This is a genomic window from Delftia sp. GW456-R20 (genome assembly GCF_001622915.1).
Taxonomy (GTDB): domain Bacteria; phylum Pseudomonadota; class Gammaproteobacteria; order Burkholderiales; family Burkholderiaceae_C; genus Comamonas; species Comamonas acidovorans.
In genome coordinates, this window is the sequence record NZ_LWCN01000004.1 from 766,556 (window position 1) to 787,729 (window position 21,174).

The 21,174-nt window shown below is 64.1% G+C and carries 16 protein-coding genes; 2 read left to right on the top strand and 14 right to left on the bottom strand.

Translation table 11 applies throughout. The annotated features are described in order from the left end of the window. Nucleotides 1–9: 9 nt before the first annotated feature. Nucleotides 10–513 carry a hypothetical protein gene (locus A4F85_RS31090; RefSeq protein WP_231890506.1) on the top strand — a complete coding sequence of 168 codons (504 nt, stop codon included), beginning with the start codon at nucleotides 10–12 and terminating at the stop codon, nucleotides 511–513. Nucleotides 514–582: 69 nt separating this feature from the next. Here A4F85_RS31090 and A4F85_RS08950 read toward each other — a convergent pair whose 3' ends face one another. The 14 genes from A4F85_RS08950 to A4F85_RS09010 form a co-directional block, all read right to left on the bottom strand. Beyond that, nucleotides 583–2,427, bottom strand: a complete 1,845-nt coding sequence (locus A4F85_RS08950) for an acyl-CoA dehydrogenase (protein WP_063327926.1) — start codon at nucleotides 2,425–2,427, stop codon at nucleotides 583–585. A gap of 109 nt (nucleotides 2,428–2,536) precedes the next feature. Beyond that, the gene (locus A4F85_RS08955) at nucleotides 2,537–3,712 is read right to left on the bottom strand and encodes an acetyl-CoA C-acyltransferase (protein WP_013802768.1); all 1,176 of its coding nucleotides are present in this window, start codon (nucleotides 3,710–3,712) and stop codon (nucleotides 2,537–2,539) included. Between the two features lie 59 nt (nucleotides 3,713–3,771). Then, nucleotides 3,772–5,871, bottom strand: coding sequence for a 3-hydroxyacyl-CoA dehydrogenase NAD-binding domain-containing protein (locus A4F85_RS08960; protein ID WP_063326369.1), 2,100 nt, complete (start codon nucleotides 5,869–5,871; stop codon nucleotides 3,772–3,774). Nucleotides 5,872–6,041: 170 nt separating this feature from the next. After that, nucleotides 6,042–7,187 (bottom strand): radical SAM protein, encoded by a 1,146-nt coding sequence (locus A4F85_RS08965; RefSeq protein ID WP_156516989.1) that lies wholly within the window; start codon nucleotides 7,185–7,187, stop codon nucleotides 6,042–6,044. After that, nucleotides 7,180–7,608, bottom strand: coding sequence for an SPASM domain-containing protein (locus A4F85_RS29520; RefSeq protein ID WP_082848169.1), 429 nt, complete (start codon nucleotides 7,606–7,608; stop codon nucleotides 7,180–7,182). The genes A4F85_RS08965 and A4F85_RS29520 overlap by 8 nt, the downstream gene beginning before the upstream one ends. A gap of 99 nt (nucleotides 7,609–7,707) precedes the next feature. After that, a complete protein-coding gene (locus tag A4F85_RS08970) occupies nucleotides 7,708–8,403 on the bottom strand; it encodes an ABC transporter ATP-binding protein (RefSeq protein WP_012205150.1) in 696 nt (231 codons plus the stop codon). 10 nt (nucleotides 8,404–8,413) lie between these two features. Then, on the bottom strand, nucleotides 8,414–9,241 hold the full coding sequence (locus A4F85_RS08975; protein ID WP_051940671.1) for an ABC transporter ATP-binding protein: 828 nt from the start codon (nucleotides 9,239–9,241) through the stop codon (nucleotides 8,414–8,416). A gap of 3 nt (nucleotides 9,242–9,244) precedes the next feature. Further along, complete coding sequence (locus tag A4F85_RS08980; protein WP_013802771.1) at nucleotides 9,245–10,609, bottom strand: branched-chain amino acid ABC transporter permease; 1,365 nt, start codon at nucleotides 10,607–10,609, stop codon at nucleotides 9,245–9,247. A gap of 4 nt (nucleotides 10,610–10,613) precedes the next feature. Next, complete coding sequence (locus A4F85_RS08985; protein WP_013802772.1) at nucleotides 10,614–11,567, bottom strand: branched-chain amino acid ABC transporter permease; 954 nt, start codon at nucleotides 11,565–11,567, stop codon at nucleotides 10,614–10,616. Between the two features lie 52 nt (nucleotides 11,568–11,619). Beyond that, on the bottom strand, nucleotides 11,620–12,855 hold the full coding sequence (locus A4F85_RS08990; RefSeq protein ID WP_063326371.1) for a branched-chain amino acid ABC transporter substrate-binding protein: 1,236 nt from the start codon (nucleotides 12,853–12,855) through the stop codon (nucleotides 11,620–11,622). A 241-nt stretch (nucleotides 12,856–13,096) separates the two neighbouring features. Next, nucleotides 13,097–14,332 carry a branched-chain amino acid ABC transporter substrate-binding protein gene (locus tag A4F85_RS08995; protein WP_013802774.1) on the bottom strand — a complete coding sequence of 412 codons (1,236 nt, stop codon included), beginning with the start codon at nucleotides 14,330–14,332 and terminating at the stop codon, nucleotides 13,097–13,099. Nucleotides 14,333–14,501: 169 nt separating this feature from the next. Beyond that, nucleotides 14,502–16,139 (bottom strand): 3-(methylthio)propionyl-CoA ligase, encoded by a 1,638-nt coding sequence (locus A4F85_RS09000; protein ID WP_043822739.1) that lies wholly within the window; start codon nucleotides 16,137–16,139, stop codon nucleotides 14,502–14,504. A gap of 112 nt (nucleotides 16,140–16,251) precedes the next feature. Continuing rightward, nucleotides 16,252–18,087: a CocE/NonD family hydrolase gene (locus tag A4F85_RS09005; protein WP_034392679.1), complete on the bottom strand. Its 1,836-nt coding sequence runs from the start codon at nucleotides 18,085–18,087 to the stop codon at nucleotides 16,252–16,254. 102 nt (nucleotides 18,088–18,189) lie between these two features. Beyond that, complete coding sequence (locus A4F85_RS09010; protein ID WP_063326372.1) at nucleotides 18,190–19,902, bottom strand: carboxylesterase/lipase family protein; 1,713 nt, start codon at nucleotides 19,900–19,902, stop codon at nucleotides 18,190–18,192. A 190-nt stretch (nucleotides 19,903–20,092) separates the two neighbouring features. Here A4F85_RS09010 and A4F85_RS09015 point away from each other — a divergent pair, with 190 nt between their 5' ends. Continuing rightward, entirely contained in the window at nucleotides 20,093–21,109 is a 1,017-nt protein-coding gene (locus A4F85_RS09015; protein WP_012205141.1) for an AraC family transcriptional regulator, read from the top strand. The last annotated feature ends 65 nt before the right edge of the window (nucleotides 21,110–21,174 follow it).

Sequence of the window (21,174 nt, forward strand, 5' to 3'; positions counted from 1 at the left end):
TTAAAGAAAATGAAGAATCGCATAATCATAAATAGAAAAAACTCCATATGGGGAACTCCATTATTAATACTCATATTCATTGCCAATGTTCTCATTTGCATTAATGATACGTTTCCGAATATTAGTGACCTTCACAACAATGAAGCAATTGTAAAAATAGTCCCAATCACACCACTATTAATCTCTTCACTTCCAACACCAGCGATACTCTTATTAACGATGATCGCGAATGCAATTCCTTGCAAAGAAAGAGTGCTAAAAATTATGGAGCGCATTTTGATAATTATGCTTTCCATTAATTTTGCAAGCATAGCCATTTCATTTATTATATTAGTTCCATTGCAGTACTATGCAATGCCAAAGCTTGGATATACCAATTGCAGCATCCTAAGGGATCACCCAACCATTTATTTCACAGACTGGGTAAAAAACCCCGAGTGGTGCGTTCGCGGGAAAACCAGGGAATGGGTCAAAGAGCAGGCCAGGCTCTCCGGCAACCTTGAAAATCCCTGAAATAAAAAAAGCGCAGACCACATGGTCCGCGCTTTTTTGCATCCTCCGGCAGCCGTGCTGCCAACTCCCTCAGAACGCCTCTTCACTCATCTCCGCGCAGGTCATGTCGCGCTCACGCACGACCTTGAGCCATGCGCCGATCTTCGGCAGCTCGTAGCCAAAGAAGTAGCGCATGGCGGCCATGCGGCCAGCGTTGGCAGGTTCGGCCAGGGCGGCGTCCTTGGCGAGTACAGCCAGGGACACGTCCAGCCAGGTCCAGGCCAGTACCGTGTGGCCGAAGGCCTGCATGTAGGGCACGGCATTGGCCAGGGCCTGTTGCGGGTCGTCGGTGGCCCATGCGGCCTTGGTGGCGGCGCCGACTTCCTGCAGAGCCTTGGCCAGTTCATTGGCATGGCCGGCCAGTTCGGGCCGGGCCATGGCGCGCTGGATGGTGTCGTTGATGCGCGTGGCCAGCAGCTGCAGGCCCTTGCCGCCCTCCATGAGCACCTTGCGGCCCAGCAGGTCCATGGCCTGGATGCCGTGCGTGCCTTCGTGGATCATGTTCAGGCGGTTGTCGCGCCAGTATTGCTCCACGGGGAAGTCGCGCGTGTAGCCGTAGCCGCCGTGGATCTGGATGGCCAGGGAGTTGGCCTCCAGGCAGAACTCGCTGGGCCAGCTCTTGGAGATGGGGGTCAGCACTTCCAGCAGCAGCCGGGCCTCGGCCACGGATTCGGGCGTGCCGGTGTACTGCTCATCGACCAGGCGTGCGCAGAACAGGTTCAGCGCCAGCGCGCCTTCGCAATAGGACTTCTGCGCCAGCAGCATGCGCTTGACGTCGGCGTGCTCGATGATGCGCGACTGGGGGCGCGTGGCATCCTTGCCGGCTGCACCCGGCGCCCCCTTGATCGGCCGGCCCTGCGGGCGGCTCTGCGCATAGTCCAGGCTGGCGTGGTAGCCGGCCAGGCCCAGCATGGTGGCGGCCATGCCGATGGAGATGCGGGCCTCGTTCATCATGTGGAACATGCATTTGAGGCCTTCGCCGGGCTTGCCGACCAGGTAGCCCACGGCCCCGGCACCGCCGCGCACGGGAAAGCGCCCTTCCCCGAAGTTCAGCAGCGTGTTGGTGGTCCCGCGCCAGCCCAGCTTGTGGTTGAGGCCGGCCAGGGCCACGTCGTTGCGCTCGCCGGTGAGTTGGCCTTCGGTGTCCACGAGCTTCTTGGGCACGATGAACAGCGAGATGCCCCGCACGCCGGGCACGGGCTTGCCATCGGGACCGGGGATCTTGGCCAGCACGAGGTGGACGATGTTCTCGGTCAACTCATGGTCGCCCGCGCTGATCCACATCTTGTTGCCCTTGAGGCGGTAGCGCGGCCCCAGCGCATCGCTCTCGAAGTCGGCGCCATCGGGCTCGGCGCGCGTGGCGATATCGCTCAGCGAGGAGCCGGCCTGGGGCTCGGACAGGCACATGGTGCCGGCCCAGCGGCCATTGAATTCATTGGTGGCAAAGACCTGCTTTTGCATGTCCGTGCCGTGGGCCATGATGGCGTTGGCATTGCCCGAGGTCAGCATGTTGGAGCCGATGCTGATGGAGGCCGCCGCGAAGAAGCTGTTGGCTGCTGCCTCCACGGTGTAGGGCAGCTGCATGCCGCCGATGTCGTAGTCCTGGGCGGCGCTGAGCATGCCCGAGTCGGTATAGGCCTGGCGCGCATCGTGGGTGCACTGGGGCAGGATGACTTTCTCGCCGTCGAACTGCGGCTCCTGCGTGTCCACGGTGCGGTTGAAGGGGGCGTATTTCTCGCGGGCGATGCGCTCGCAGGTGTCGAGCACGGCATCGAAGGTGTCGCGCGAATGGTCGGCAAAACGCTCGCGCTCGCCCAGCGCATCGGCGCGCAGCCATTCATAGAGCAGGAAATCGATGGTGGAACGCAGGCGCATGGTGATGTCCGGAATCAAAAAAAGAAGCCGCAGGCGCCGCCAGAGGGAGCGCGTGCGGCCAACAGGAGTAACGGGAACAGGCGGTGGCGGCCGCAGCCGCCACCTGCACTTACAGCACTTCGAACACGCCGGCGGCACCCATGCCGCCGCCGATGCACATGGTCACGCAGACACGCTTGGCACCGCGGCGCTTGCCTTCGATCAGGGCGTGGCCCGTCAGGCGCTGGCCCGACACGCCATAGGGATGGCCCAGGGCAATGGCGCCGCCGTTGACGTTGAGGCGGTCGTTGGGGATGCCCAGCTTGTCGCGGCAGTACAGCACCTGCACGGCAAAGGCCTCATTGAGCTCCCACAGGTCGATGTCCTGCACCGTCAGGCCCAGCTTCTTGAGCACCTTGGGCACGGCGAAGACAGGGCCGATGCCCATTTCGTCGGGCTCGCAGCCGGCCACGGCAAAGCCCAGGAAGCGGCCAAGAGGCTTGAGGTTGTTGCGCGATGCATAGTCCTCGCTCACCACCACGCAGGCACCTGCGCCATCGGAGAACTGGCTGGCATTGCCGGCCGAGATCACGCCGCCGGGCAACGCGGGGCGGATGCCCGAGATGCCTTCCTTGGTCGTGCCTTCGCGCACGCCCTCGTCCTTGCTGCAGGTCACTTCCTTGGTGATCAGGCCGCGCACCTTGTCGGCCACGCCCATGGTCACGGTGATGGGCGCGATCTCGGCGTCCAGCAGGCCGGCGGCCTGGGCCGCGCAGGCCTTTTGCTGGCTGGCGGCGCCGTATTCGTCCATGGCGTCACGGCCGATGCCGTAGCGCTTGGCGACCTGTTCGGCGGTCTGCAGCATGCTCCAGTAGATCTCGGGCTTTTGCTTGGCCAGGGCCAGGTCCTGGATCATGTGCAGGTTCATTTCCTGCTGCACGCAGGAGATGGACTCCACGCCGCCGGCCACGTAGACATCGCCCTCGCCCGCGATGATGCGCTGCGATGCGGTGGCAATGGTCTGCAGGCCCGAGGAGCAGAAGCGGTTGATGGTCATGCCCGATGCGGTGATGGGCAGGCCGGCCTTGAGCGCGATCTGGCGCGCAATGTTCATGCCGGTGGCGCCTTCGGGGTTGGCGCAGCCCATGATCACGTCATCGACGGCGGCAGGGTCGACGCCTGCGCGCTGCACGGCGTGCTGCACGGCATGGCCGCCCAGCGTGGCGCCATGGGTCATGTTGAAGGAGCCCTTCCAGCTTTTGGCCAGGGGCGTGCGGGCGGTGGAAACGATCACGGCGGATGTCATGGATATTCCTTGTATGGCGGGTTTGCGGTGGTTCGCAAAAAGTTCGTGCGCCGCACGTCTCAGCTGAATTGCTTGCCTTCGGCCGCCAGCTTCGCCAGCAAAGGGGCCGGCTGCCAGAAATCGGCGTCGTCGTTGGGGTTTTTGGCAAAGCGGTTCATGGCCTGGACCAGGTTGAACAGCCCGACCTCACCCGCGTAGTGCATGGGGCCGCCGCGCCAGATGGGGAAGCCATAGCCGGTCAGGTAGACCATGTCGATATCGCCCGACTTGCCGGCGATGCCGTCTTCCAGGATGTGGGCGCCTTCGTTGACCAGGGCGAAGACCAGGCGCTGGACGATTTCCTCATCGGAGATCTTGCGCGGGGTGATGCCCAGCTCCTTGCGGTGGGACTCGATCATCTGGTTGACCAGCTCGGACGGGATGGCGTCGCGCTTGCCCGCCTGGTAGTCGTACCAGCCCGCACCGGTCTTCTGGCCGAAGCGGCCCAGCTCGCACAGCTTGTCGGCCGTGCGGCTGTACTTCATGTCGGCGCGCTCGACGGCGCGGCGCTTGCGGATGGCCCAGCCGATGTCGTTGCCGGCCAGATCGCCCATGCGGAACGGGCCCATGGCGAAGCCGAACTTCTCGATGGCCTTGTCCACCTGGGCGGGCGTGGCGCCTTCGTCCAGCAGGAAGCCGGCCTGGCGCGAGTACTGCTCGATCATGCGGTTGCCGATGAAGCCATCGCACACGCCCGAGACCACGGCGGTCTTCTTGATCTTCTTGGCCAGCTTCATCACGGTGGCCAGCACGTCTTTGGCGGTGTGCTTGCCGCGCACCACTTCCAGCAGCTTCATCACGTTGGCGGGGCTGAAGAAGTGCATGCCCACCACGTCCTGCGGGCGCTTGGTGAAGGCGGCGATCTTGTCCACGTCCAGCGTGGAGGTGTTGGAGGCCAGGATGGCGCCGGGCTTGGCCACCTCGTCCAGCTGCTTGAACACGGTTTCCTTGACGCCCAGCTCCTCGAACACCGCCTCGATGATGAGGTCGGCGTTCTTGAGCGCGTCATACGACAGCGTGGTGCTCAGCAGCGCCATGCGCTGGTCGTACTTTTCCTGGGTGAGCTTGCCCTTCTTGACCTGGGCTTCGTAGTTCTTGCGGATGGTGGCCACGCCACGGTCCAGCGCTTCCTGCTTGGTCTCCAGAATGGTCACGGGAATGCCCGCGTTCAGGAAGTTCATGGAGATGCCGCCGCCCATGGTGCCGGCACCGATGACGCCCACGGTCTTGATGTCGCGCACAGCCGTGTCCGAGGGAACGTCGGCGATCTTGGAGGCCGCGCGCTCGGCCATGAACAGGTGGCGCAGCGCGCGCGACTCGGGCGACCACATCAGTTGCATGAAGGCATCGCGCTCCAGGGCCATGCCCTCGTCGAACTTCTTGCGCGCTGCGTTCTCCACCGTGTCCACGCAGCGGGCCGGGGCCGGGTAGTTCTTGGCCATGCCCTTGACCATGTTGCGCGCGAACTGGAAGTAGGCGTCGCCCTGGGGGTGCTTGCAGGGCAGGTCGCGCACGCGCGGCAGCGGACGCTTGTCAGCCACTTCCAGCGCAAAGGCCTTGGCCTCGTCCAGCAGGGACTCGGGCGAAGCGGCCATCTTGTCGAACAGCTTCTGGCCGGGGATGGAGGCCAGCAGCTCGCTCTTGACGGGTTCGCCGCTGACGATCATGTTCAGCGCGGTCTCCACGCCCAGCACGCGCGGCAGGCGCTGCGTGCCGCCTGCACCGGGCAGCAGGCCCAGCTTGACTTCCGGCAGGGCCACCAGGGTGCCGGGAGCGGCCACGCGGTAGTTGCAGCCCAGCGCCAGCTCCAGCCCGCCGCCCATGCAGACGGTATGGATGGCGGCCACCACGGGCTTGCTGCCCTGGTCCAGCGAGTTGATCAGCGAGACCAGGTGAGGCTCGCGATACGCCTCTTCCTTGCCGAACTCGTTGATGTCAGCGCCGCCCGAGAAGGCCTTGCCGGCGCCCGTGATGACGATGGCCTTGACGGCCGGGTCGGAATAGGCCTTGTCCAGCCCCTCGACGATGCCCCGCCGCGTGGATAGCCCCAGGCCGTTGACCGGCGGATTGTTCAAGGTGATGACGGCGATGGCACCGTCCACTTTGTATTCAGCAGTCATGCTGTTGTCCCCTATGCGATAGAAAAAGAACGATCGTGCGTTTTTGATTGTAGGGAGTTCTTCCGCCTTTGCCATCCACCCTTGTCTCGGGCGGGACAAATTGTGTCGAGACGCCGAATAGGCACCTGTTCACCACGGTCTGACTCACTTCAGAAATTCCGTGTGCAGGCCTAGGCCGCCACGGCCAGCGGAGGTACGTCAAGCTTGATTTGCTGCCCCTCCAACATGGCATACCCTATTGACAGATAGTGGTTGCACAACTCCGGTTCGCCAACCAAAGACTGCTCCGCGTCTTCTGGCCGAAACAGCAACAGATGGCGCACATACAGCAAGTCGGCCTCGGACTCGATAGCGAAACGGATGAAATCCGGAAACTCGTGGATATTGTTGCGCTTCAGTGTCCAGGACAATCCAAGCCGTGGCCGGCGAAGCAGATCAGATCCGCAGCGCAGCGTTTGGTAATAGTCCAGATTTTTCTTGAATGTAGGCAAATCGGCGCCTGTGCGATTGGCGGCAAAAACCTCGTCCGTGATCCCGTCTATGGAAAAGGTGAGCGTATCCACCAAGCGAATCTTTCGTTCGTCAAACCGCTGCTTCACAAATGTCCCATTGGTTACGCAGGTGACCAGCACGTTGTATGCCTCGCACAACTCGAACAAACGATTCCACAGGGGCATGGACACCATGCTCGGCTCGCCGCGGCCCACCAGGTTGATCAACGTCAGATAGGGGAAAACTTCATGTGCCAGAGACTCCAGCACATCTTGCGAAAAAGCCGGGCGCCGATTGTTCATGCGGTGCTCATTCTCATCTCCATGGCTGCTGCAATGCGAGCAGTGAAGATTGCATGCGGCAGTCAGTTCGAGACTCAGGGACTCTGGCAGATGCGGCACCTGTGCCAGCTGGCGAGACTCACTGTGCACCACCTGGGCGCGAACCCATTCCTTCAACCCCAGCAGATAGGCCTGCCTTGACAGTTCGTCTCCATCCTCAGGAACAAGTGCAGCGGAAACCACATCGAATTCTCCGTGGCCCTGAACAAAGGCTTCCAGCCGCAACTTTACCCAGCCCGCCTCACGCGCTTCATCGGGAATCAATACGCGTATTCGCTCCACCTGGTGGACGTTTTGCAATCGAAAGCAAATGGCACGCTCTTCGCTGTAACGTCCCAAAATGCCAGTTGAAAAATACAGCTTGCTGAAATCATATCGATTGACGGGAGCCTTTTTTATGCGCAACGCCAATTCTATGTATAAATCCTCTTTTTTGACACGGAACAATCCTAGATTCTTCAGCTGGGGTTGGATTTTATTCATTTTTATTTCTCTCCCCCTGCTCCTTTATGAAATCCCAGGCAATCGGTTGATATTCAACCTTCTTGGCCAGCGAAGCTTGTGTTCTTTCCCCTCCAAAGTTCGCCCAGATATTTCTCTGTTCGGCATATCTGATTTCACGGAACCAGCATTTCTTGCATTGCTCCCATTCTTTTTCCGTGTTGAGCGTGCCGCGCACCGACTGCATTCGCTCGTTGTTCCATAGCGAAGAAAAATTGACATCCTTCTTCAGATGGCCCACATTTTCAGCGTACATGTTCGCACAAGTCACGACCTCTCCATCGGCCATGATGACCGCTGTCCGGTGTATGAATATGCATTCAGCCGGTTCCGCCGTTGATCTGTCCACTGCAACCGCCTTGGCTTCATCGTGCAGCTTTTTCAAGTCTTCAATTGAAAGCATGATGTCGATTTTTTAAAGTTGAACTGATAGACATGGGGATGTCATTTCAGAAAATCCATCATAAGCCATCAATTGAAGACCCGGCGCAAGGCGATTTTCTTAAACCTCCAGCCACTCCTTGCGTACTTTCTGATCGGCGCGCAGCCCGTCGGGCGTGCCGTCGAAGACGATGCGCCCATGGCCCATGACCAGGGCGCGGTCGGAGATGCTCATGGCAATGGTGAGCTTTTGCTCGATCAGCAGCACGGACACGCCGCGCTGCTTGATCTTTTGCAGGTACTCGCCCACCAGCTCGACGATCTTGGGAGCCAAGCCCTCGGTGGGCTCGTCGATGATGATCAGGTCGGGGTCGCCCATCAGCGTGCGGCACAGGGTCAGCATCTGCTGCTCGCCGCCCGACATCACGCCGGCCTCGGTGTGCTGGCGCTCCTTCAGGCGCGGGAACATGGCGTACATGTCGTCGAAGCCCCAGCGGCTGTCCCGGCCCTTGCCCTTCTGTCCCAGCAGCAGGTTCTGGTGCACGGTGAGGTTGGGGAACACGTCGCGGCTCTCGGGCACGTAGCCCACGCCCAGGTGGGCGATCTCGTAGGCCTTGCGGCCGGTCAGGCTCTGGCCCTTCCAGTCCAGCGAGCCCTCCCAGTGCACCAGGCCCATGATGGCCTTGGCCGTGGTGGAGCGGCCCGAGCCGTTGCGCCCCAGCAGCGCGACGATCTCGCCGGGCTGCACCGAGAAGTCCACGCCATGCAACACATGGCTTTTGCCGTAATAGGCATGCAGGTTGTTGATGTTCAGCATCCGCGCTTCCTCAATGTGCACCAGCTTGTTGATCCGCCACGGACGAGCCCAGATAGGCCTCCTGCACGCGCGGATTGGCACGCACGGCCTCTGGCGTGTCGTAGGCGATGACTTCGCCGTAGACCACGACGGCGATCTTGTCGGCCAGGCCGAAGACCACGCCCATGTCGTGCTCCACGGTCAGCAGGGTCTTGCCTTCGGTGACCTTCTTGATCAGCTGGATGAAATGGGCCGTTTCGCTGTTGCTCATGCCGGCCGTGGGTTCGTCCAGCAGGATGACGCCGGCGCCGCCGCCGATGGTGATGCCGATCTCCAGCGCACGCTGCTCGGCATAGGTCAGGTTCACGGCCAGCGTGTCGCGCTTTCTGTGCAGGCCGATCATCTCCATCAGCTCATCGGCGCGGGCATTGGCGTCGCGCAGCTTCGACAGGAAGCGCCAGCAGCTGTAGCGGTAGCCCAGGCTCCACAGCACGCTGCAGCGCAGGTTCTCGAACACGCTGAGCTTGGGAAAGATGTTGGTGATCTGAAAACTGCGCGACAGCCCCATGCGGTTGATTTCATAGGGCTTCTTGCCGTCGATGCGCTGGCCGTTGAGCAGCACCTGCCCGCTGGTGGGCTCGAAGCGGCCACTGATCAGGTTGAACAGCGTGCTCTTGCCCGCGCCGTTGGGGCCGATGATGGCCACGCGCTCGCCCGGCTTCACGGCCAGCTGGGCGCCACGGATGATCTCGGCCTTGCCGAAGCGCTTGTACAGGTCGCGCAGCTCCAGCGCATAGGTGGCCTCGCCAGCCACGGCGGCGGCCGCGGTGCCCGGACGTTCGATTGCAATGCTGGACATGGTTCAACCCTCCCCGCGCTTGATGGCTTCTTCGATTTCTTCCTGGATGCGCTCCCAGCGGCGCAGGCACCAGCGCCGGGCCACTTCCAGCAGGCCCAGGCCCACCACGAAGATGGCAACGGCCACGGTCCAGGTCGATGCCGAGCTGGTATCGAGCTGCACGCCCATGAACGAGACCTGGGGACCCAGGGCCGCATTGAGCTGCAGGTGGTAGATCATCTCGACGATGGCCGCGCCGCCCACGATCATGACCAGGGCGCTGGCCGCGATGGCCAGGTAGGGCTGGGCCAGCCGGCGCCACTTGCCGAAGCGCGCCACGCGCAGGTTCATCATGATCAGGCTGGCAACGCCGCCCGGTGCGTACATCACCATCAGCAGGAACACCAGGCCCAGGTACAGCAGCCAGGCCTTGGTCAGCTCCGACAGCAGCACCGAAGCCAGCACCAGCAGCACGGCGCCGATGATGGGCCCGAAGAAGAAGGTGGCGCCGCCCAGGAAGGTGAACAGCAGGTACGAGCCCGAGCGCATCACGCTCACGCTGTCCATGGCCGTGATGATCTCGAAGTTGATGGCTGCAAGCCCCCCGCCCACGCCTGCGAAGAAGCCCGCGATGATGAAGGAGAAGTAGCGCACGCGCTGCGTGTTGTAGCCCACGAACTCCACGCGCTCGGGGTTGTCGCGCACGGCGTTGAGCATGCGCCCCAGCGGCGTGCCCGTGAAGGCGAACATGGCGGCCGTGCAGATGAAGCAGTAGGCGGCGATCAGGTAGTACACCTCCATGCCCGAGCCGAAGGTCAGCCCGAAGAAGGGCTTGCCATAGACGCGGTCGGTGGTGATGCCGCCCTCGCCCCCGAAGAACTCGGGGAACATCAGCGCCATGGACGCCACCAGCTCGCCGATGCCCATGGTGATCATGGCGAAGGTGGTACCCGACTTCTTGGTGGTCACATAGCCCAGCAGGGCCGCGAAGAACATGCCGCCCAGGCCGCCGATGATGGGAATCAGCACCAGCGGAATGCCCCAGTCGCCGGAGCTGGCCCGGTTCATCGCATGGATGGCGATGAACGAGCCCAGCCCCGTGTAGACCGCATGGCCGAAGCTCAGCATGCCGCCCTGCCCCAGCAGGATGTTGTAGGACAGGCAGATGATGATGAGATAGCCGATCTGGCTGAGCATGGTCAGCGCCAGGCTGCTGGTGAACACCAGCGGCGCGACGATCAGCGCCAGGGCGAAGGCGCCCCAGATCAGGATGCGGCCGATGTTGAGCGGCTGGAAGCTGTAGTGGCGCCCTGCGCCCGCAGCCCCCGAAGCGCCCGGAACGCCTTTTGCGGCAGTGGATGTCATGGTCGTTTTGGTGATCGAGGACATGGTGTCAATCTCCCCGCGTGCCCAGGAGGCCCTTGGGCCGGAAGATGAGGATCAGCACCAGGAACAGGTAGGGCAGGATGGGCGCGACCTGGGAGATGGTGAGCTTGAGCAGCGGCCAGCCAAAGGTCTGCTCGCCGACCGGGCTGCCCAGCGAGGTCAGCAGGCTGGCCAGCGACCAGTCGATGGCCACGGCAAAGGTCTGCACGACGCCGATCAGCAGCGAGGCCACGAAGGCCCCCGCCAGCGAGCCCATGCCGCCGACCACCACCACCACGAAGATGATGGAGCCGACCGACATGGCCATGGCCGGCTCGGTCACATAGGTGTTGCCGCCGATGACGCCGGCCAGCCCCGCCAGCGCGCAGCCGCCGCCGAACACCATCATGAACACGCGCGGTACGTTGTGGCCCAGGGCCTCCACCATCTCGGGGTTCTTGAGCGCAGCCTGGATGACCAGGCCGATGCGCGTGCGCGTCAGCAGCAGCCAGACGGCCACCAGCATCAGCAGCGCCAGCAGCATCACGAAGGAGCGCGAGCGCGGGAACTGCGTGCCGTACAGCGTGAACAGCGGGCCCTGCAGCGCGGGCGGCAGTCCGTAGGGCACGGTGCCGCGGCCCCAGACCAGCTGCACCACCTCGAGGATGAGGTAGGACAGACCGAAGGTCACGAGCAGTTCGGGCACATGGCCGTACTTGTGCACGCGGCGCAGGCTGTAGCGCTCGAACATGGCGCCCAGCGCGCCCACCAGCAGGGGCGCGACGAACAGCGCGCCCCAGAAGCCGATGATGCCGCTGAGCGTGTAGCCGAAGTACGCGCCCAGCATGTAGAAGCTGGTGTGGGCGAAGTTGAGCACGCCCATCATGCTGAAGATCAGCGTCAGCCCCGAGCTGAGCATGAACAGCAGCAGTCCATAGCTCACGCCGTTGAGCAGCGATATGGTGAAGAACTCAAGCGTCATCGAAAGGCCTTGGTCTCGGTGCGTTGGGGACAGGAAGCGGTGCGGGCCGCTCTCAGGACGGGCGCTTCATCTGGCAGGAGGTGGGTGTGCTGGCCACGTAGGGCTCGTAGTACTTCACCGGGGCGAAGGTGTAGCCCGTGTTCTCTGCGTCATACGGGTTCTTGCCGCCGGCCTTTTCCCAGCGCGTGATGTACAGGCCCTGCTGCAGCTGGTGGTCGCTCTTGCGCATCTCCACTTCGCCGTTGAAGCTCTTGAGCTTCATGCCCTCCAGCGCGGCCGCCACCTTCACGGGGTCCGTGCCGCCGGTCTTGACGAAGGCCGCATCCAGCAGCGCGAACACGTGGTAGATCGAGCTTTGCGTGAGGTCGTCGTTCATCTTCTTCTTGAACTCGGCCATCAGCGGCTGGATGGGGCCGCCCATGTTGTAGTGGCCATAGCCCACGGTGTAGACCTTGACGTCGGACGCTGCGCCCATGGCCGTGGGCGAGCCCGAGCCGAAGGCGTAGTAGGTGTAGAACTTGACGTTGTTCAGGCCCGCGTCGTTGGCGGCCTTGAGCAGCAGCGACAGGTCCGATCCCCAGTTGCCCGTGATCACCGTGTCGGCGCCCGATTGCTTGATCTTGGCGATGTAGGGAGCGAAGTCGCGCACCTGGGCCAGGGGCGCGAAGTCGTCGCCCACCACCTGCACATCAGGCCGCTTGGCCTTGAGCATTTCCTTGGCGTACTTGGAGACCTGCTGACCGTGCGAGTAGTTCTGGTTGATCAGGTAGACCTTCTTGACCTCCGGCACGTCCTTCATGTACGTGGTCAAGGCCTCCATCTTCATGGAGGTGTCGGCATCCAGGCGGAAATGCCAGTAGCTGCACTTGCTGTTGGTCAGGTCCGGGTCCACGGCCGCGTAGTTGAGGTAGACGACTTCCTTGCCCTTGTTGCGTGCGTTGTGCTTTTCCAGCGCATCCATGATGGCCAGGGCCGGGCCCGAGCCGTTGCCCTGCACCACGTAGCGTGCGCCCTGGTCCATGGCCGAACGCAGCACGGCCGTGGTCTCCTGCGGGCTGAGCTTGTTGTCCAGCGGGATGATCTCGAACTTCACGCCCGAGGCATTTTTCCTGTTGAACTCCTCGGCCATCAGCTGGAAGGTCTTGAGCTGATTCGTGCCCACGGCGGCCATCAGACCCGACAGAGGATCGATCCAGCCGATCTTCACCGTCTCGCCCTTTTGCGCCCAGGCGCCCGATGCACAGGCCAGCATGGCCGAGGCGGCCACCGAATGCACGATCCACTTCATTTTTATGTCTCCTTTTTCCGGTTGATTCGGATATCTGTATTGGCGCCAGACTAACGCCTGAATGACAATTTCCCTCTGGGGAATGCCTTAGAAACTATCGCGCATGCGACTTGGCTGCGGCCCTGGACACATTGGCGACAGATCGCCATCGATCAGGCCAGAAAACCGCGTTTTGCCTGATTTCGGGCGAAAAAAGGGGCGCCTCGCGCCCCTTTGCGAAGTTCAATGGCCAGTTATGCCGTCATGAGGGTCGCTTCATCTCACAGGATGTCGGCGTGCTGGCCACATAGGGCTCGTAGTACTTCACGGGAACGAAGGTGTAGCCGGTGTTCTCCGAATCCATCGGATACTTGCCGCCGGCCTTTTCCCAGCGCGCGATGAACAGGCCCTGCTGCAGCTGGTGGTCGCTCTTGCGCATCTCCACTTCGCCGTTGAGGCTGTTGAACTTCATGCCCTCCATGGTGGCCGCCACCTTGGCCGGGTCCGTGGTCTTGGCGCGCAGGAAGGCCTGGTCCAGCATGGTCAGGCCCGAGTACAGCGAGCCCGTGTACATGTCGTCGTTGAACTTGGCCTTGTAGCCCTTGGTGATGCGGTCCAGCGGGCCGGGCAGGTTCATGTGGCCGTAGCCCACCATGTAGACCTTGTCGGCCGCAGCCGCGCCCATGGCCGTGGGCGCGCCGGTGGCGATGGCGTAGTAGGTGTAGAACTTGACGTTGTTCAGGCCTGCATCGCTGGCGGCCTTGATCAGCAGCGCCAGGTCCGAGCCCCAGTTGCCCGTGATCACCGAGTCGGCACCCGACTGCTTGATCTTGGCGATGTAGGGGGCGAAGTCGCGCACCTGGGCCAGCGGCGAGAAATCGTCGCCCACGATCTCCACATCGGGGCGCTTGCGCTTGAGCATCTCCTTGGCGTATTTGGAGACCTGCTGGCCGTGCGAGTAGTTCTGGTTGATCAGGTAGACCTTCTTGACCTCGGGCACGTCCTTCATGTACGTGGTCAGGGCCTCCATCTTCATGGAGGTGTCCGCATCCAGGCGGAAGTGCCAGTAGCTGCACTTGCTGTTGGTCAGGTCCGGGTCCACGGCCGCGTAGTTGAGGTAGACGACTTCCTTGCCCTTGTTGCGCGCGTTGTGCTTTTCCAGCGCATCCATGATGGCCAGGGCCGGGCCCGAGCCGTTGCCCTGGAAGACGTAGCGCACGCCCTGGTCCATGGCCGAGCGCAGGGCTGCCGTGGTTTCCTGCGGGCTGAGCTTGTTGTCGATGCCGATGATCTCGAACTTCACGCCCGAGGCCGTGCCCTTGTTGAGCTCCTCGGCGATGTACTGCAGGCTCTTGAGCTGGTTGGACCCCAGCGCGGCCATGAGGCCGGACAGCGGGTCGATCCACGCAACCTTCACCGTCTCGCCCTTCTGGGCCATGGCGCCCGTGGCGCAAGCCAGGGCCAGGGATGCCGTCAATGCCTTGATCGCAAACTTCATGAAGCGTCTCCTCTTGTGGTGGTTTCTGGGCGAGGCCCAGGGTAATGGCCCCTGTGCCCTGCCCTGATCGGTGATTGCCCCTAGCGGCTATCGCCGACGAGACTCGGACCGGCCGCCCCGGCCAGGACATGCCCCCGCATGCCCTGGCCCGGTGGCCGCCCGCAACGGCTCAAAGCCCCGGCAGCCGGTAGCCGGCCAGCTGCTCGCGCAGCCGGGTCTTGAGCATTTTTCCGGTGGCGCCCAGCGGGATGGCATCGACGAAGACCACGTCGTCGGGGATCTGCCACTTGGCGGTCTTGCCCTCGTAGAACTTGAGCAGTTCCTCGCGCGTGACCTCGGCGCCGGGCTTCTTCGCCACGGCGACGATGGGGCGCTCGTCCCACTTGGGATGCGGCATGCCTATGCAGGCGGCCATGGCCACGGCCGGATGGGCCATGGCGATGTTCTCGATGTCGATGGAGCTGATCCACTCGCCGCCGGACTTGATCACGTCCTTGCTGCGGTCGGTGATCTGCATGAAGCCGTCCGGGTCGATGGTGGCCACGTCGCCCGTGGGGAACCAGCCGCGGCCCTGCGCGTCCTTGACCAGCGGGCTCTCGCCCTTGAAGTAGCTGTCCACGATCCAGGGTCCGCGCACCAGCAGGTCGCCATAGCTCTTGCCGTCCCAGGGCTGGTCGGTGCCGTCGCTGTCGACGATGCGCATGTCCACGCCGTAGATGGCGCGGCCCTGCTTTTGCAGGATCTTCATCTGCTCGTCCTTGGGCAGCTGCAGCTGCTTGTTCTTGAGCGTGCACAGCGTGCCCAGCGGGCTCATCTCGGTCATGCCCCAGGCATGCAGCACCTCCACGCCGAACTCGTCCTGGAAGGCCGTGATCATGGCCGGTGGGCAGGCGGAGCCGCCGATCACCGTGCGCTTGAGCGTGGAAAACCGCAGGCCGCCCGGCCTGATGTGGCCCAGCAGCATCTGCCAGACCGTGGGCACGCCGGCCGCGTAGGTGACGCCTTCGGCCTCGATCAGCTCGTACAGCGACTTGCCGTCCAGCGCGGGGCCCGGGAACACCAGCTTGCAGCCCGTGAGCGCGGCCGAGTAGGGAATACCCCAGGCGTTGACGTGGAACATGGGCACGACGGGCAGCACCGAGTCGCGCGCCGATATGCACATCACATCGGGCAGCGCGGCCGCGTAGGCGTGCAGCGTGGTGGAGCGGTGGCTGTAGAGCACGGCCTTCGGGTTGCCCGTAGTGCCGCTGGTGTAGCACATGCTGGAGGCCGTGTTCTCGTCGAATTCGGGCCACTGGTACTGGTCGGGCTGGCCGCCAATCCAGTCCTCGTAGCTGACCAGGCCCGGAATGCCGCTGTCGGCGGGCAGGCGGTCCGCATCGCACAGCGCCACCCACTGGCGCACCGTGGGGCACTTGGCATGCACGGCCTGGATGATGGGCAGGAAGGTCAGGTCAAAGCACATGACGCGGTCTTCCGCGTGGTTGATGATCCACGCCACCTGGTCGGGGTGCAGGCGCGGGTTGACCGTGTGCAGCACGCGGCCCGAGCCGCTGACGCCGAAGTACATCTCCATGTGGCGATAGCCGTTCCAGGCCAGCGAGGCCACGCGGTCGCCAGGCTGCAGGCCCAGGCCGTCCAGCGTGTTCGCCAGCTGGCGCGAGCGCCGTGCCAGGTCGCGGTACGTATAGCGATGGATATCGCCCTCCACCCTGCGCGAGACGATCTCCGCATCGCCATGGTGGCGGTCGGCGAAGTCGATCAGCGACGAGATCAACAGTGGTTGGCTTTGCATCAGACCCAGCATCTATAGGCTCCTAAGGTGATTGAACTTCGTGAACGTCGTGAACTGCGGACCGCGGATTCGCGCAAGGCCAAGGCCCTGGTGCGCGATGCCGCTGCCCGCATGGAGGGTGGGCTCAGGCCGGCGCCCTGGGTCCGATCCCGGCAGGGACAGGCGCATCGTTTTTCCGGCATGGTTGACGCATTGTCTTGTCGCAACTCGGCAGCGTCTTCGCATGCTCGTATGGGATATACCCTAGGACGATGCTGGAGGCATGCGCCGCGTCATGCCACAGCGTGTTCGTGGACGGCGTCTTGTCGTTGCCGAAGATCCAGTATCCGGTCTGCGATGGCGAATCCACTGTCACGCGAATGCTTGAACCGGCGCGGAACACATGCGCGAATTTCTGGATCTCCACCCGCATCAACTGGGGCTGGCCGGCAACCAGTGGCACATCCTTGTCCCGTGTGTAGGCCCCCCAGGGACGCAGCGCCGTGGATCGGCTCTCATCGAGCGCACGCTTGGAGGCACGCAGCCAGCCGCGCTGCACGAACATCTCCTGCCCGTCCGGCCGCACCTCGGACACGGTGACCTGGATGTCGGTATTGGCGGCCGTGGCGCTGAGCCACAGGTCGGCCGAGCCTTCGCCATAGAAGCTCAGGTCCTGCGGCAGGGCCGCCGTGGTGAAGACCAGCTGGCCATCCTTTTCCGAAGCGGGCACGGCGGGCCAGCCTTCGGCCGCCGGGTTGTTCACCTGCGGACTCAGGGCCGGATAGCGGTAGCTGGAAGAAGCCGTGCCTGAGGCGGGTGCGCTGTCGCCCAGCGCCTGGCCGGGCTGCATCCACAGGCGCAGGGGCTTGACCTGGACAGGCAGCCGGTCAAACCGTGCCTCGCCCGTGGGCATGAGCTTGGCGCCGCCATTGAGGGCCTTGGCGTCCGTGGTCTGCATCTCCTGCAGCAGGCGCACGCGCGGCTCCTTGTCGAAGCCGTTGTCCTCGCCCTTGACGAAGCGCGCCAGGAAGCGCTTCAGCGTCTGGTCGATATGGTCCGAGGTGATGTTCGTGTGGTGGTCGCCGTTGGAGCTGACCAGCCACATCCTGTCGGGCGCAATGGTGTCTTCGTAGTAGCCCGAGCGCGGGCCGATCTGCTCGTCCTGCCAGGACTGCGTGCCCAGCGTGGGGATATTGATCTTGCCGCTTTGCAGCATGGCGCTGCGCTCCAGATACAGGCCATCGGCATAGGGGTTGTCCAGCCACTTGATCAGGTCCAGCTCGGGCCGCTTGATCTTCTCGATGTTGTCGGCCACCGTCTTGGCGCATTCCGTGTCGCCACCGTTCTTCACCGCCAGGTCGGCGGCCGTGCGCCAGATGCGCGGGAAGCCGTTCCACCACTGCGCCGGAAAGCCGATGTTGGCAATGCCGCCCGGATAGCCCACGTCCCGGTAGGGATCGCCCACATTCTTGCTGGGCGTGATCGCCAGCAGCCCCTTGGGCCGGTGCGCCGCCACCCACAGCTGGTTGTAGCCCGAGTACGAGTAGCCGATCATGCCGATGCGGCCATTGGACCAGGCCTGCCGCCCGGCCCACTCGATGGCAAAGGCCCCGGCCGCACCTACGCTGGCGTCAAACACCTTGTCATCCCCCGTGGAGCAGCCCGTGCCCGGCACGTTCAGCCCCATGACCGCATAGCCTTCCTTGGTCCAGGGACTGCTGATGTTGGGGTACGAGCCCGAGATATAGCCGTCGTACTCGACCAGCAGCGGGAACGGGCCCTGCCCCTCGGGCAGGAGCAGCGAGTAGCGCATCCTGCTGCCGTCCGGCAGGGTGATGTAGCCCGATTGCTGGCCCGGCCCCATGGGCGCGGGCATGCCCGACGATCCCCCTCCGCAGGCGGCCAGGCCCACGGCGGCGGCGGCAATGGCCCCCGCCAGCGGCCAGCGCCAGGCATGTGTGAAAACGGTCTTGACTGTCATGGGTACTTGTCTCCTTCGTTGTTGTTGGCTATCTCTTGGGGCTTGCCGCGGCAAGCCCCTGCTCGCTCATCTACTCGCTCACCTGCCCGCTTATCGGCTCTCTCACTGCAGCCGGATACTTGTCGCGCCCGGCTCGGCATCAAAGATCAGGCTGGACGGCCAGGGCTTCCATGTCTGGCCCAGGGCCGCGTTCTGCGGATTGCCCGTCTGCATGAAGGCCTTGAGGCTGGCCATCATGGCGTTCGACAGCGCCAGCCGGCCCGGGGCATTCGCCGTGCTGTTGGTCACGCGGGAGAACACGGACGGCCCGAAGTTGCCGAAGAGAAAGGGCAGATCGAACGCATGGGCCGCGCCGTAGACCGTGTTCCAGGGGGCGGGCTGGCGCGCCCAGTCGAAGCGGTAGCTCCAGACCTCGGCCTGCCGGGTGCGCAGCGTGTTGAGCAACTGGTCGCGGCTGGGATCGGCGAACAGATGGGTCAGTTGCGCCATGCGGGCGTTGTAGCCGATGACCGGCGTATCGACGGGCAGGTAGGCGGCATCGATGATGTCGGCCAGGCCCGGCGCGTTGGGCGACTGCGCATCGAAGGACTGCATCATGCGAAAGCGCGCCGCATCATCGATCCTGAAGCCCGGCTTGCCGCCCAGCGCAGCCAGCAGGGGCGCGAACAGCTTGCCCTCCTCGGCCGTGTAGCCGGCCATCACGGGCATGCGGTTGTATTGGCCCGCAGCCAGCGCGGCCATGGGATCGGTGGGCAGCAGCAGGCCGTCGGGAATCGGTCCCGCGCCCGTCAGGCCCTTGGCCACCAGGGTCTGCAGCAGCACGCGCGCATCCTTGCCGCGCAGGTAGGCCGCAATCTGCGCCGGTGTCCAGCCGGCAGCCACCGTGGCGGCAGCCGCCACATCGGCAGCCAGCCCATCGGCCACCATCAGATGGGCCAGCAGCAGCGCGGACTGGGTGGCGTAGGCCGAAGCCGGCTTGAGCGTGGCCAGCACGCCGGCCGGCAGGTTGGATGGAAGCGACAGCCCGCCGCTGATGGGCACCAGCCTGTGGAACAGGCCGCGCGCCGATTCGGCCGCCAGCAGCGCCAGCACATTGGTGGCCCCCGCCGACTGGCCCATGAGCGTGACATTGCCCGGATCGCCGCCAAAGCCCGCGATATTGCGCTGCACAAAGCGCAGCGCCTGCAGGTTGTCCAGCAGCGCGAAGTTGCCCGTGGCCGGCGCGCCGGCCTGCATCTGCGGCATGTGCATGTAGCCCAGGATGTCCAGCCGGTAGTTGGCCGTCACCACCACGGCATTGGCGGCGCGCGCCAGGGCCGCGCCGTCATACAGCGGATCGGCGGTATAGCCCGAGATGGCGCTGCCGCCGTGGATGAACACCAGCACCGGCAGCTTCTCGGCACCGCTGGCCGGGCGCCAGATGTTGAGCGTCAGGCAGTCCTCGCTGCCCACGGGCTGGCCCAGGGTGGAGGCGATGGTGTCGTCGAAGCGGTTGTTGGCTCCCGGGCCGTACATGCGCCCGATCTGCAGGCAGGCATTGCCGAACTGGCGCGCCTCGCGCACGCCCTCCCAGGCCTTGGGCTCGGCCGGCGGCTGCCAGCGCAGCGCGCCCACGGGCGCCTGGGCAAAAGGCACGCCCTTCCAGAAATAGGTGCCCGTGGCGGCGCCATCGTCCACGCCGCGCAAGGGGCCGTAGGCCGTCTCGCGCAGTTCGGGGCCTCCGCCGCCCGAGCCGCCGCAGGCCGCGAGCCACAAAGCCATTGAAGCCACGGCCAGGCGTATGCCGCCAGCCATCCACCGCTGTCCTGTGCGCATGCTTGTCTCCTGAATGGTTTTTGGGGTTTCCCGTATGGGCCGCGCCGGGCCCATGGGTCACACTGCGCAGTCGTTCGCCGCGCTGCAAAAATTCTAGGAACAGCGCGGCAAAACGCCGCTATCGCAACCACGCCAAAACAGTGACTTCAGAACGCAAACAGCGCCCCGAATGGCCCAGGAAAACCCGGTCATGACAACGCAGCGCAGCAGCTCCGCCGCCTGGGTGCGCGGCATCCTGGACATGATGGCCACCGAAGGGCTGGCCCCGCAAAGCCTGTGCGCCGCAGCCGATATCGACCTTGCCGCACTGCAGCATTCGCAGGCCCGTACCGATGTGGACCGCGTGAGCCGGCTCTGGGAGCTGGCCGTGGCCCAGTCCGCCAATCCCACGCTGGGGCTGGACCGGCAACTGGCCGCGCGCCACGGCAACATCGATCTGGTCGGCTACTCGCTGGCTTCGGGCCCGCACCTGCTGGCCGGCTTCCGCGACCTGGAACGCCACATGGCCGTGATCTCGGACGCAACGTCCTTCACGCTGGAGCGCGATGCGCGCGGCTACTGGTTGTCCATACATCACATCGGCGCCACAAGGCCCGTGCCGCGCCAGCGCGTGGAGTTCGCCGTGCTCACGCTGCTGGTGCTGTGCAACTGGCTGACGCGGCGCGATGTCCGGCCGCTGGCCGTGGAATTCATGGCCGAGGCGCCCGCCCCCTCGCACGAGGCCGCCTACCGCGCGGCCTTCGGCCTGCTGCCGCGCTTCGGCGAGGACGCGAACCGCTTCCTGCTGTCCGAGGCCGACCTGCTCGCCCCCATTCCCACGCACAACCCCGAACTGCTGGCACTGCACGAAAAGCTGGTCGAAACCGAACTCGACCACCTGGGCCAGGCCGGCGTGGGCGCGCGCGTGCGCCACGAGATCGCGCGCCTGCTGCCCCAGGGCGAGCCGCGCCGCGAAGACGTGGCCAGCCTGCTGGGCCTGACCGACCGCACCTTGCAGCGCCGCCTGCAGGCCGAAGACACCAGCTACCAGCAACTGCTGGACGAAACCCGGCGCGAGCTGGCCCTGCAGTACCTGGGCGAGCCGCGCCGCAGCCTGGCCGAGGTGGCCGACCTGCTGGGCTTTGTGGACCAGAGCAATCTCTTTCGCGCCTGCCGCCGCTGGTTCGGCATGCCACCGGGCCAGTACCGACAGCAACTGCGTGCGTGAATGCATTCGGTGAATGCGCGCATGAACCTTGCGCCCCACGGGGCATAGGCGCTGGGGGACAATTC